The 12,411-nt window shown below is 50.2% G+C and carries 13 protein-coding genes; 3 read left to right on the forward strand and 10 right to left on the reverse strand.

What is annotated here, in order from left to right; translation table 11 throughout:
* The first annotated feature begins 36 nt into the window (after nt 1-36).
* The 3 genes from QMG91_RS21760 (at nt 37) to QMG91_RS21770 (ending at nt 1,346) form a co-directional block, all read left to right on the forward strand.
* Complete coding sequence (locus tag QMG91_RS21760; RefSeq protein ID WP_004400149.1) at nt 37-258, forward strand: VF530 family protein; 222 nt, start codon at nt 37-39, stop codon at nt 256-258.
* 62 nt (nt 259-320) lie between these two features.
* The gene (locus tag QMG91_RS21765; protein ID WP_281832169.1) at nt 321-929 is read left to right on the forward strand and encodes a Crp/Fnr family transcriptional regulator; all 609 of its coding nucleotides are present in this window, start codon (nt 321-323) and stop codon (nt 927-929) included.
* A gap of 75 nt (nt 930-1,004) precedes the next feature.
* The gene (locus QMG91_RS21770) at nt 1,005-1,346 is read left to right on the forward strand and encodes an Mpo1-like protein (protein ID WP_281832172.1); all 342 of its coding nucleotides are present in this window, start codon (nt 1,005-1,007) and stop codon (nt 1,344-1,346) included.
* 22 nt (nt 1,347-1,368) lie between these two features.
* Here the strand turns inward: QMG91_RS21770 and gabT are convergent, their stop codons facing one another.
* The 10 genes from gabT to torT all read right to left on the reverse strand — a co-directional run bounded on the left by gabT (nt 1,369) and on the right by torT (nt 12,186).
* A complete protein-coding gene (gene gabT, locus QMG91_RS21775) occupies nt 1,369-2,643 on the reverse strand; it encodes a 4-aminobutyrate--2-oxoglutarate transaminase (protein ID WP_281832174.1) in 1,275 nt (424 codons plus the stop codon).
* A 52-nt stretch (nt 2,644-2,695) separates the two neighbouring features.
* Nucleotides 2,696-4,138 (reverse strand): NAD-dependent succinate-semialdehyde dehydrogenase, encoded by a 1,443-nt coding sequence (locus QMG91_RS21780; RefSeq protein ID WP_281832176.1) that lies wholly within the window; start codon nt 4,136-4,138, stop codon nt 2,696-2,698.
* Nucleotides 4,135-5,118: a 5-oxoprolinase subunit C family protein gene (locus QMG91_RS21785; RefSeq protein WP_281870348.1), complete on the reverse strand. Its 984-nt coding sequence runs from the start codon at nt 5,116-5,118 to the stop codon at nt 4,135-4,137. Before QMG91_RS21785 ends, QMG91_RS21780 begins: the two co-directional genes overlap by 4 nt.
* On the reverse strand, nt 5,108-5,983 hold the full coding sequence (locus tag QMG91_RS21790; RefSeq protein WP_281832180.1) for a 5-oxoprolinase subunit B family protein: 876 nt from the start codon (nt 5,981-5,983) through the stop codon (nt 5,108-5,110). The genes QMG91_RS21785 and QMG91_RS21790 overlap by 11 nt, the downstream gene beginning before the upstream one ends.
* Nucleotides 5,984-5,992: 9 nt before the next feature.
* Nucleotides 5,993-7,390 (reverse strand): acetyl-CoA carboxylase biotin carboxylase subunit, encoded by a 1,398-nt coding sequence (locus QMG91_RS21795; RefSeq protein ID WP_281832182.1) that lies wholly within the window; start codon nt 7,388-7,390, stop codon nt 5,993-5,995.
* Between the two features lie 44 nt (nt 7,391-7,434).
* On the reverse strand, nt 7,435-7,674 hold the full coding sequence (locus QMG91_RS21800; protein ID WP_022598579.1) for an acetyl-CoA carboxylase: 240 nt from the start codon (nt 7,672-7,674) through the stop codon (nt 7,435-7,437).
* Between the two features lie 18 nt (nt 7,675-7,692).
* Entirely contained in the window at nt 7,693-8,442 is a 750-nt protein-coding gene (gene pxpA, locus QMG91_RS21805; RefSeq protein WP_281832185.1) for a 5-oxoprolinase subunit PxpA, read from the reverse strand.
* A 69-nt stretch (nt 8,443-8,511) separates the two neighbouring features.
* Nucleotides 8,512-9,570 carry an ABC transporter permease gene (locus QMG91_RS21810; protein WP_281832187.1) on the reverse strand — a complete coding sequence of 353 codons (1,059 nt, stop codon included), beginning with the start codon at nt 9,568-9,570 and terminating at the stop codon, nt 8,512-8,514.
* Nucleotides 9,560-11,104: a sugar ABC transporter ATP-binding protein gene (locus QMG91_RS21815; protein ID WP_281832189.1), complete on the reverse strand. Its 1,545-nt coding sequence runs from the start codon at nt 11,102-11,104 to the stop codon at nt 9,560-9,562. The genes QMG91_RS21810 and QMG91_RS21815 overlap by 11 nt, the downstream gene beginning before the upstream one ends.
* Nucleotides 11,101-12,186 carry a TMAO reductase system periplasmic protein TorT gene (gene torT / locus QMG91_RS21820; protein ID WP_022589327.1) on the reverse strand — a complete coding sequence of 362 codons (1,086 nt, stop codon included), beginning with the start codon at nt 12,184-12,186 and terminating at the stop codon, nt 11,101-11,103. Before torT ends, QMG91_RS21815 begins: the two co-directional genes overlap by 4 nt.
* Between the last annotated feature and the right edge of the window lie 225 nt (nt 12,187-12,411).

The raw sequence follows: 12,411 nt of genomic DNA on the forward strand, positions 1-12,411 counted from the left end.
CTCTGCGCCAAATATCGGTATTCAGGAATTGCAGTAATGAGCCAGGAACAACCTAATAACCCTTTGCACGGTTTAACCCTTGAGAAGATACTCGTGCGTTTACAAGAACATTATGGATGGGAAGGCTTAGACGCAGAAATCCAAATCAACTGTTTCTATAACAACCCGTCTATCAAGTCTTCTTTAAAGTTCTTGCGTCGCACTCAGTGGGCAAGGGACAAAGTTGAAGCCCTGTATATTGAAACCTTTTGTAAGTAACCTGAATTCGCGATAGCGACTGGCTTCACTCACTGAGAATCCCACCAAATCTAAGGTAATACGTGACTCAAGATAGTTCCCAGCAACCGCTTACCAAGCTTCGAGCGTATTTGTCTCAGTTCGTTTCTATATCTGATGAGGAATGGGAAACGATCTCAGAAAGCTTCACGGTTCAGAATTTTGAGAAAGATATAAGCCTGCTTGGGAATGGTCAGGCTTGCCGGAGTATGTTTTATCTCAGCTCTGGCATTACACGCTCTTTTGCCATTGACGAGAACGGGCGCGACTTTACCACTTGCTTCCACTTCAACGAACCTTCCTCAACTGTGAAAAACCTGTTCCTCACTGATTTTTCCAGCGTGATCCGCAACGAACCATCCCAGCTACATTTTCAAACGCTGACCGAAGTACAAGCGGTTGAGTTACCAACTCAGGCGATATCTGAGCTTTACGAACGTGGCGCAAAATGGGAAAAGCTGGGGCGAAGGCTTTCAGAAGAAGCGTATTACCACACCCAGCAACGCGCCATGTCTTTGCTGATGAAAACTGCAAAGCAACGTTATGCTGAGTTGTGTGAACAGATGCCTCACCTGATCGAGAGTATTCCAGAATATTACGTGGCGTCCTATCTGGGCATTACGCCCCAATCTCTCAGCCGAATTAAAAGTTGAAGCCAAATTACCATATGGTAATGCTTTGTTTTGCTAGCGATATTATCTTTCTCCAAAACAGATTGGAGAGCAGTAATGTCTATACGTAAACTCGTTCAGCACCAGCAAAACACTTACGGTCATTTTCACCAGCATCAGGGCAATTTCCTGATTCATTTAATCATGGTTCCGGTATTCATTATTGGGTTCTGGGGAGCATTGGTTTCGTTGGTTCTTGGCAAGTTTTTGATGGCTGGAGGCTTGGTGTTATTGCCCCTTGTCTCTATCGCTGTTCAGGGTATTGGACATAAAAAAGAACATCTCCCGCCAGAACCTTTCACCAGTCCGGTGAATGCAGTTACCCGAATTCTGCTTGAACAGCTTTATACCTTTCCAAAGTATCTGATTTCAGGAAAGTGGAAGAATAAGCGCCAGTAACAGCGCTTTAGTGATTATTTAACTACTGTGTCGTTATGGCGATCAGCGAGTTCTGAATGATTTCAATTGCCTCTTCCAGAATATGATCCTCGACCGTTAATGGAGGCAATAATCTCACCGCGTTTCCAAACTGACCGCATGGCAGCACGATCAGGCCATTGTTACGGCAGTGGGTGATAAACGGGGCAACGTGCTCGGGCGCTGGGGATTCACCGTCAACAAAGTCGAAAGCAATCATGGCTCCGGCATGTCGAACGTAGGCAATTGGAGTGTCTGGGTGAGCATCTTTCACCTGCTTAATGGCACGCTCGATTTTTTGCCCGATAATCTGTGCTTTATGGTTCAGGTTTCGGCTTTCGAGTTCATCCAGTACTGCATGTGCTGCCGCACACCCCACCGGGCTGCCGCCATAAGTCCCGCCCAATCCTCCGGGGTTGGGGCTGTCCATGATTTCAGCCTTTCCAATAATGCCAGAAAGAGGGAAGCCGCCAGCCAGCGCTTTGGCGACAGTAATCAGATCGGGTTGAACGTTATAGTGTTCGCTTGCGAGGGTTTTTCCTGTGCGACCAAACCCCGTCTGCACTTCATCAAAGACCAGTAAGATCCCATGCTGATCGCAGAGCGCACGCAAGTGCTCCATCAACTCAGCGGGTGCTGCGTAAAACCCGCCTTCACCCTGAATCGGCTCAATCACAATGGCAGCCACTGAGTCAGGAGAGATGTCGGTTTTGAACACTTTTTCCAGCGACTTCATGGTGTAGTGAGTATCCATTCCCTGATACGGAACGGGGAAGGGCACATGGAAAATATCGGCAGGGAAGGGACCAAAGCCTTCTTTGTAGGGGGCGATTTTTCCCGTCATGCCCATGGTTAGCATGGTTCTGCCATGAAAGCCTCCGTGAAAGGCGATAACGCCACGGCGCTTCGTGTAATGGCGGGCAATCTTCACGGCATTTTCTAACGCTTCTGCCCCCGTGGTCATGAGTATGGTTTTGGCGTTGTCGATTGGTGCGAGGGCGTTCAAACGCTCGGCAAGTGCAATGTAGGTTTCGTAACCCGCAACCTGAAAAGCGGTGTGGCTGAACAGGTCAATTTGATTGATGACCGCTTCGCTTACTGCCGGGTTGCAATGCCCTGTATTGACGACTGCTATTCCAGCTGCAAAATCGATATATCGACGGTTTTCTACGTCCCAAATCTCCGCATTTTTTGCGCGTTTCACAAACAAAGGGGTAGCCGAAGCCACGCCTCTGGGGACCGCCTTTTGCCGGCGCTCCATCAGTGACTGGTTGTTCATGTGTGTGTTCCTTTTAAAAACAGATAAAGATTGTTACGACAGATAAAAGCAGCTAAGACAGCCCACCAAAACAGATGTATTTGGTTTCCAGATACTCTTCGATGCCCAGACGCGATCCTTCCCGACCTAAGCCCGATGATTTCACCCCGCCAAATGGTGCGACCTCATTGGAAATAATGCCTTCATTGACGCCTACCATGCCGTACTCCAGCGCTTCACTCACTCGAAGGCATCGATGAATGTTTTGCGAGTAGAAATACGCCGCAAGCCCATATTCGGTATCGTTCGCCAGTCGAATAGCTTCGTCTTCGGTATGGAATTTGAAAATGGGTGCCACAGGACCAAAGGTTTCTTCAGAGGCGATTCGCATCATAGGGGTTACATCGCACAGCACGGTGGGCTGATAAAACAAACCACCTAAAGAATGGCCAGAGCCGCCAGTCAGCAGATGCGCGCCTTGGCTCAACGCATCACGAATGTGGGCATCGACCTTGTCCAATGCTGGCTCACTAATCAAAGGACCGATCTGGTGTTTGGGATTAATACCTTCACCCACTTTGAGTTTGCTGACGGCTCTGGCAAATTTTTCGCAAAAGGCATCGTAAACGCCCGACTGCACCAGAATCCGGTTGGTACAGACGCAGGTCTGCCCTGAATTTCGAAATTTGGAGGCAACTGCACCCTCGATAGCAGAGTCGATATCGGCATCATCAAACACAATGAATGGCGCGTTACCACCAAGTTCTAACGACACTCGTTTTACCGTGTCAGCACACTGCTTGAGGAGTTGCCGACCGACCGCTGTAGAACCCGTAAACGACAGCTTTCTGATACGCTCATCCCGAGACAGAACCTGACCGATTTCAACTCCGTTGGAGGCAGTGACCACGTTGATGACTCCATCCGGAATCCCCGCTTTTTTAGCGAGTTTCGCCAACGCCAAAGCGGAAAAAGGTGTCGCTTCGGCGGGTTTGATGACCATGGTGCAGCCTGCTGCTAAAGCGGGAGCCGCTTTTCGGGTGATCATGGCAACCGGAAAATTCCATGGCGTGATCGCAGCGCAAACCCCGACAGGCTGCTTGATGGTTTGCAAGCGCCTGTCTGCGGCGGTGGATGGAATGATGTCGCCATAAGCCCGTTTTCCTTCTTCGGCAAACCACTGAACGAAAGAAGCGCCGTATAAAACCTCGCCCATCGATTCTGCCAGCGGTTTCCCCGATTCCTGAGTGATCAGCTCAGCCAGTTGCGCCTGATTCTCCAACATGAGGTGATACCAGTTCATCAGGCATTCGGCTCGTTGCTTTGCAGTGGTTTTACTCCACGTTGAAAACGCAGCGTGGGCGGCAGAGATGGCGACCAGTGTTTCTTCTACGCCCATCTCTGGCACTGTTCCAAGCTGGTTGCCATTGGCTGGGTCGAGCACAGCAAACGTTGTGCCGCTAGCACTGTCTTGCCATTGACCGTTAATAAAGGCTTGTTGCTGAAGTAAGGTCACTGGCTCACCCCACTGCTTTGGATGTGGTGTTTCGCTTTGTCTAGTAGAGACTTATATTCCTTGCGTGCTGCCAACGCTTCTTCCATCGACACCTCAACAAAACGTGTGGAGGTATTGGGCTGCATCTGACCAATCAGATCCATATCACCAGATATGACGGTGCCAATCATAAAGTAGCCGCCACCAGAAACCGCATCGCGGTGAAGCACGATGGGCTCTTTACCTGCAGGCACCTGAATGGAGCCATACGGATAACAGCCATCCACAATATTGGATGGGTCAGATCCAGCACCAAATGGTTGTTCGCGTTCATTAAATTCCAGTGGCGTGCCGTTTTTAAAGCGGTACCCAATGCGGTCTGCTTCCGGTGCTACTTGCCACGTATCTTCAAAAAACTGTTTGCCAGATGCCTCTGTAATTCGGTGCCAGTAGAGCCCAGTAACGACTCTTAATTCATTAGAATTCGGTCGGCGCAGCGATTCTGGTAAGGTACGAACCTCAAAGCCTGAGCCGGATTGTCCTACCGGAAGTTCGTCACCTTGCTGAATCGGTCTGCCTTCAAAGCCACCCAGCGCGCCAAGTGTGTAGGTTGAACGGCTGCCCAACACTTCAGGAACATCAATCCCGCCAGAAACAGCTATGTAAATCCGGGCACCTTGGGTCAGGTGAGAAAACGTCAGTTCTTGCCCCGCTTTAATCGTAAAACTCGTCCAGGTTGTTTGCGCTTCACCATTAACAAAAGGCGTCATGTTTGCGCCAGTAACGGCGACGGTGCAGTCGTTAGAAAAGGTGAGTTTGGGTCCCATAAAAACCGCTTCCAATACTGCGGCGTTTTCGTCGTTACCAACCAACCAGTTGGCGCAGCGACAAGCGAAACGATCCATAGCACCAGATACCGGAATGCCGAGATGGAAATACCCAGTTCGACCGAGATCCTGAACAGCGGTCGCCAGACCCGGGTGGTTAACCTTAATGCTCATAAAGCGCCTCCTTCAGTGCCGCGTTGTAGCTGCCAATGTCCTGTTCAAATTCCGCCAGAGAAAACTCGGTAGACTGGATTCTTGGTTTGTACGTGCCGTCTTTAACTTGACTGACAATGTCGTGATATTCGGATTCCTCAATCGGGCGAAATTTGACTATGTCGCCGGGCTGGAAGAACACCAGGAAATCTTTCAGGTGAGCGGCGTTCTGGCTTGGGTCATAGATTGGCATCGGGGTGACACCAAACATCTGATAACCGCCTGCACCACGAACAGAATAAATACAGGAAAAACAGCCGCCGTAGCCGACAGTGTGTTTTGGCGTGTCGGTTCTTGGGCGAACGTACTTGGGTACCTGAATCTGTTTCTCGCGTTCTACCATCTGGAACATAAATGGCAGCCCCGCCACAAAGCCCACCATGGTCACAAACCAAGGCGAATCAGAGTGTGCTTTAATGAAGCTTTCGACCGAATCATAGCCGTTGATTCGGGCGGCATAGGACAGGTCCGTTCCATCAGGATCCTGATGACGGTCTCTAAAGCGCATGAGGGTTTCGTGTGTCCACGGGTCTTGATAAAACACAGGGACTTCAATGATCCGAGTGGCAATTTTGGCTTCTGTCTGTGCCATGGACGTTTCGATGTCCTGAATGGTTTTAAGCATCACTTCAGGCAAACAAATATCTGGGTTGTACTTCACCTGAAAAGACGCATTGGCAGGGCAGATCTCTTCAACACCATCAATGTTGGCGTCGCGGATCGCCTGCGTCATAGACAGGCTTTTAAAAAAGGCGGCGAGGGACATTTCTTCGCTGACTTCCACAAAGATGTGCTCGTCTCCGCCGAATGAATAGCGTGTTTTCATCGTCTTTCCTTATGATGCCTGAGACAGTGAACGGCCCGTGTTCTCGGTGCTATCTGTCGGGTTTAAGTTTTCTAACCAGCTTTCCAGCCATGCAGTATTAAAGTCGCCACGTAGCACGTTTTCAGACTCACACAGCTTCTGGAACAGAGGCTGAGTGGTCTTTACGCCTTCGACTTCAAGTTCATTTAAGGCTCTCGCCATTCGCTGGATGGCAGTGTCACGGTCGGTGTCCCAGACGATCAGCTTGCCCAGCAACGAATCGTAATAGGGTGGAATGGCAAAACCAGAATAGATCAGCCCGTCGAACCGAACCCCTGAACCCATCGGCGGGGTAAACTGCTTAATGATGCCGGGGAAGGGCAGAAAGCCATTGAACGGGTCTTCGGCATTGAGACGAATCTCGATGGCATGACCGCGAATTTCAATATCGTCCTGGTTAAGGCGAAGAGGTTCACCCGATCCAATGCGCAGCATTTCCCGAATCAAATCCACCCCCGTAATGCATTCCGTAATCGGGTGCTCCACCTGAATTCGGGTGTTCATTTCAATAAAGTAGAACGACTGGCTTTGGTCGTCGTACAGGTATTCAATGGTGCCTGCGCCCTGATAATTCACGCTTTCAGCCAGAGCAACGGCAGACTCACACATGGCTTGGCGAACACCTTCGGGAAGCACAGTACAAGGGGCTTCTTCCCACACTTTCTGGCGACGACGCTGCAACGAGCATTCGCGTTCAAACAAATGAATGGCACGGTTACCATCCGCCAGAATCTGCACTTCCACATGGCGAGACTGATGAATGAATTTTTCGAGGTATAAGGTGCCGTCACCAAAGGCGGCTTGCGCTTCCGCGGCAGCCTGATGGTAGTTTTCAAGAAATTCCGATTCCTGATTGATGACGCGAATACCGCGACCGCCGCCTCCTGCGGATGCTTTGATCATCACGGGAAAACCGATCTCTTTGGCGGTTTCCAGCGCCAGTTGTGGGTTTTTCATTGGGGAGCTTCCGGGCACCACAGGCACGCCTGCGGCTTCGGCCGTTTCACGGGCGACCGCCTTATCCGCCATCTGGCGCATGGTGTCTCCGTTGGGGCCGACAAATATCAACCCGGCTTGTCTCACCTGATCAGAGAAATCCGCATTTTCAGAAAGAAACCCATAGCCGGGATGAATCGCGTCTGCACCAGAATCCAGTGCTGCCTGAATGATTTTACTTCCATCGAGATAAGACTGGTTCGCCATTGGGGCACCAATGCACACCGATGTGTCGGCAAGCCTGACTGCCAGCGATTCGCTGTCGGCTTCGCTGTATACCTGAACGGTCTGGATCCCCATTTCCTTAGCTGCGCGAATGATCCGCACAGCGATTTCTCCTCGGTTAGCGACGAGTAAGGTTTGAATTGTCATAACAACTCCTTGTGTTCATTCTGCGAGCTATTGATTAGCGCTGGCTACTTTAGCCGGACTATTGGCTGACCCGCGTTCACTGGCTTCTCGTTTTCCAGAAGAAACTCGTCTATCACTCCAGAGGCTTCTGCTTTGATCTCGTGGAACGATTTCATCACTTCCACTAAACCAATCGTGTCTCCCTCTGTTACCGTGTCACCTATCTCTTTGTAGTTCGGTTGATCGGGGGCTGAAGAGCGGTAGAAGATGCCCGGCAGTGGGCAGAGAATTTCTTTGTCTGACATGTTTCACTCCTTTGAAAATCAAGAAATATCAAATTCTTTTGATGACTGCGGTAAATGGTGCTTAAGGGCTGCATTGACCGCTTTGGCAATATCCAGTGCGTTAGGGGTATCCGAATGAACACAAACGGTTTGGGCGCTGACTGGGATCTCGTCTCCGTTAGTCGCAATCACCGTGCCTTGCTCTACGGCTTTTAACACCCGCTTTGCTGCTTTGATCGGGTCGGTTGCGTCATGGGTTTGAGTAATCACTAAGTGCCCATGTTGATCATAGTCCAGGTCGGTGAAAAACTCGGGGACGAAGGTAACGCCTTTGCGCTTGTACACTGTCTCATGGCTGGTATTGGTCAGCCCGAATACGGGAACATCGTAATGCAGTGCGATGTTGGCAATGGTTTCCGCAATTTCCGGATCGGATGCCGCCATCCCGTACAAAATGCCGTGAGGCTTAAGGTGGTTCAGCGGCATATCCAGCATATCCAGAAAGCCTTTTAACGCCCCAATCTGATAGACGATCATGTTGTGCAGCTCTGGCTGAGAAAGGTGCATTTTTCTGCGTCCAAAGCCTTGTAAATCGGGCAATGAGAAATGCGCGCCCACTTTTACATCGTATTGTTTTGCCAGCTCCACGGTGCGCTTCATGTGGTTAGGGTCGGAGGCATGGAAACCGCAAGCTACATTGGCTTCGGTGATATAAGGCATGAGTGCTTCATCGTCACCTAATTTGTAGATGCCGAAGCCTTCCCCCATGTCGCTATTTATGTTGATCATAGAAATACCTGCTTATGAAATTTTGATTCCAGACGAATGCCATAGTTTTCTTTTAACGATGCGCGGAGCCTACTGAGCCCCGAGGCTCGCTCGCATTCGAATACGAATTTGGTCGATGATGACGGCGAAGATCAGCAGTGCCCCAATCACCACGGTTTGGAGATAAGATTCCACTCGGGTGAGGTTCATCCCGTTCTGGACGAGGCTGATGAAGATGGCACCCAGCACCACGTGTTCAACCCGACCCACGCCGCCGCGCAGACTTACCCCTGCAATCACGCATGCGGCAATAGACTGGAGTGGCATGGCTGCGCCGATGTTGGCTTCGCCAGTATCCAAACGGGCGGTAATCAGCATGCCCGCTACCGCAGCAAAAAATGCGCAGAGCAAGTACGCCAGAATCAGCGTCTTATGGGTGTGAATTCCAGAGAGCTGCGCGGCGTGAATATTTCCGCCCACGGCATAGAAGTAACGCCCCAGACGAGTCCGGTTAACGATGACTAAGGCAGCTATCATCATCAGAATTGCAGCAAGAATTGGGGTTGGAATACCAAGAATGCTGCCAAACCCGAAGGTGTCGCCAAATTCCATCGGCATACCGTAAACGGGCGAACCCCCTGTCATGTAGAGAGCCGCTCCGAATCCGACAGAGGAAATGCCAAGGGTCATGACGAATGGAGACACATTGAAATGCGCGACACCCACACCGTTTACCAAGCCCACGAGCAAACCCACACCAACGCCGGCTAACAAGCCAAGGGCAATGGAGAGGTAGATGGCATCGGGCATGGCGGCATACACGCTTGCCATGGTGGTTGCGCCCACTACAGACGACAGCGCGATGATGGTGCCGACAGAAAGGTCAAACCCCGCAGTCAGCAATACAAACATCTGCCCGATGGCCACCATGATGAGGTAAGAAGACTGGCGCAAAAGGTTAAGGAGATTGCGCGAAGTCAGAAAGTTATCCGACGTGCTGGCAAAAATAACGATGGCAGCAATCATCAAAATCGGCAGCACACCAAGCTTTACAAAGAGTCTTTTCATCTGGTTCATTACATTGCTTCTGGATGGGTTAGACACTGGTTTTGCAGTGGAGGAATCCATTTTTATTGGCTTAGTGTTCATGGAGAAGCTCCTCATTCTGAGACGGCATAGATTCAAAAAAGTGGGATAGGGCATTAGGTTCGGTGATCTCGTCGCCTTGTAGGTGCGCTTCGATTTTTCCTTCCCGCATGATGTAAAGACGGTGAGAGAGGTGAACCACTTCAGGTAAATCGGAAGAGATGATCACCACTGCCGCGCCTTGCTCGCAAAGGCTGGCAATAAATCGATAGATTTCAGCGCGTGTTCCGACATCCACCCCAACCGTGGGTTCATCGAATACATACAGAGACACGTCTCGGGTCAGGCATTTTGCAAGCAGTACCTTTTGCTGGTTTCCGCCACTGAACTGCCCGACATCGCGCTCGGTTTTGTTTGGGTACAGTTTGAGCTTGGTGGCTAGGTGTGCGGTCTGCGCTTGTTCATGGGCAATAGAAAGTGCGCCTGTACTGCTTGAGTATTGCGGGGTTCGGATCGCAGCCAGACTCATGTTTTCACGGCAGCTACGAATCATCACCAAACCTTCAGCTTTGCGATCTCTGGAGTTATAGAAAAAACCGCGATCTAACATGGCACGAGTGCTCAGATTGGTGACGTTTTCGCCCTGAAAAACCACGAAGCCCGAAGAGACAGGCTCCAGACCACAGCAGGCGCGCAGTGCTTCCGATTTTCCACAACCGACTAACCCAGCAAACCCGACGACTTCACCTGCCCGTGCATGGAACGAAAGGGTGTCCAGGTTGCCGTCTCGGGTGCTCATCTCGCGAACTTCAAGAACGGTTTCTTTGGGCGAGAAGGGTATGTCTGGGTAGATTTGATCCACCACGCGTCCCGTCATCATGGTGATGAGCTCTTGTTCTTCAACCTCTTCACACGCTTTGGTGCCGATATAGCGGCCATCACGCAACACAGTAATTCTGTCTGCAATCTGGCGAATTTCAGCCATGCGATGGGAAATGTAGATGATGCCCACACCCTGCTGTTTGATTTGGGCAATCAGGTCAAACAGCTGCTCGGTTTCTTTATTGGTTAATGAAGCCGTCGGTTCATCCAGAATCAATACAGAAAGCTCGCCGCGCAACGCTTTAGCAATTTCCACCATCTGCTTTTCAGCGCGGGAAAGTTCACCCACTAACACATCGGGATCAAGGTCAAACCCCATTCGTTCCAGAAGGCTTTTCGCTTTCTGTTGTAAAGAGCTGGTATCCAGAAAACCGGATTTCAAAGGCTCTTCACCCAGAAAAAGGTTCTGAGCGATGGATAGGGTATCGACGAGCGAAAACTCCTGAAACACCGCACTAATGCCGTTGCTTCTGGCGTCGAATACACTCTTAAAGCTCACTGGCTGATTGCGAAACCGTATCTCTCCATCTGTGGCGCGATTTGCACCTGAGATAATGGAAATAAGTGTTGATTTTCCTGCCCCGTTTTCACCAAACAACACATGCACTTCGCCTGCTTCCAGAGTGAAATCCACATCGTCCAGTGCTTTTACACCGGGATACTGTTTGTGTATCCCGTGTAAAGAGAGGATGGGTGAGGTTGAACTCATCATCATTGTGGTTTCACCGAAAACGTAGGTTTAAAGTTTGCCGGTGCTAATGAGCTGTCGCGGTCGAAGTGGTCGATGATGGAGGCATCGATGACATACAACTGAGGGCCGACGTGCTTGGTGTATGGTTTACCTTCCAGAATTCGGACTGCCTGATCAATGGCAACTCTTCCCTGAATCACCGCAGAATCGGTCGGTGCCGCGAGGATCAGCTTCCTTTTAATGCCCTGATAAACACCGGGAGTGAAGTAGTAAGAAAGCACCTTGATTTGATTCGTTAATCCACGGGCTCTTAACAGGCTGGTGGCGGCTTCTGCAGTAACCGCTGTTCCGACGATGTACTCCAGATCCGGATGCGCTTCTAAGGTGTCTTCCACTAGTTTGAGCTGAACTTCTTTACCAGTATCGCCGTATTTGGTTTCGACCACTTCAATGTTGGAACCTTCAATCGCTGACTGAAAACCTTTGTTGCCTGCTTCTACCCAGCCGGCACCCGGAGGACCGGGGAACCAGCCCACTTTGACCTTCTTATTGTCGTGCTTGTGAACATCGGCTAAGTACTTACCGATTTTCGAGCCCATTTCGCCAAAGGACACCAGCGACTTAGCTGAAAGATCAGGAGAAGACATGCCGTTGACGATATCAATCACCGGAATGCCAGACTTGGCGATGTTCTTAACCAGATTGTTTAGCCCTTCATAAGAGATGGCACCGATGATGACGGCATCCGCTCCCGAGGCAACGCAGTCTTCAATTTGTGAAATCTGGTTATTAAGGTTGGTGTAGCCGCCAGCTTCAACAAGCTGCATTCCGACACCAGTTCGCTTGGCTTCGGCGACCACACCATAGTTAACAGCTGTCCAGTAGGCGTCTTTCAGATGAGGGAAAGAAACACAGATATCCCAAGGTTTTTGCGCTTTGGCGACGGGTTTGTAATCCATCACTTTTCTGTCGCTGGACATATCGAAAGGGGTTGTCCATACGTCTACCGTGTATGACCAGTCTTTTGCATGAGAGGTTGGGCTACTGGCGACAGCAAAAATCGCTGTCAGCGTAAGCCATGCCGCGTGAGAGGTGTTTCGTTTCATCGTTCTTCTCCCTGTTGTTCGAACGTGTTGTCAACGACCACCAGCCGAAACATATCCATGTTGGCTGTTGTTTGAGTTGGGTATTGTTTGACTTGTTAATAACAGGTTAAAATTGCAGCGCTGATATGTAAAATATGGAATTCAGTCTAGTGTTATTAGAAAAACAGATAACGAAGGAAGATGTGATTTGCTTACATGAAATTAAGTTATCTGTATGAGATTTAA

It is taken from the genome of Vibrio nigripulchritudo, assembly GCF_027924785.1.
GTDB lineage: Bacteria > Pseudomonadota > Gammaproteobacteria > Enterobacterales > Vibrionaceae > Vibrio > Vibrio nigripulchritudo.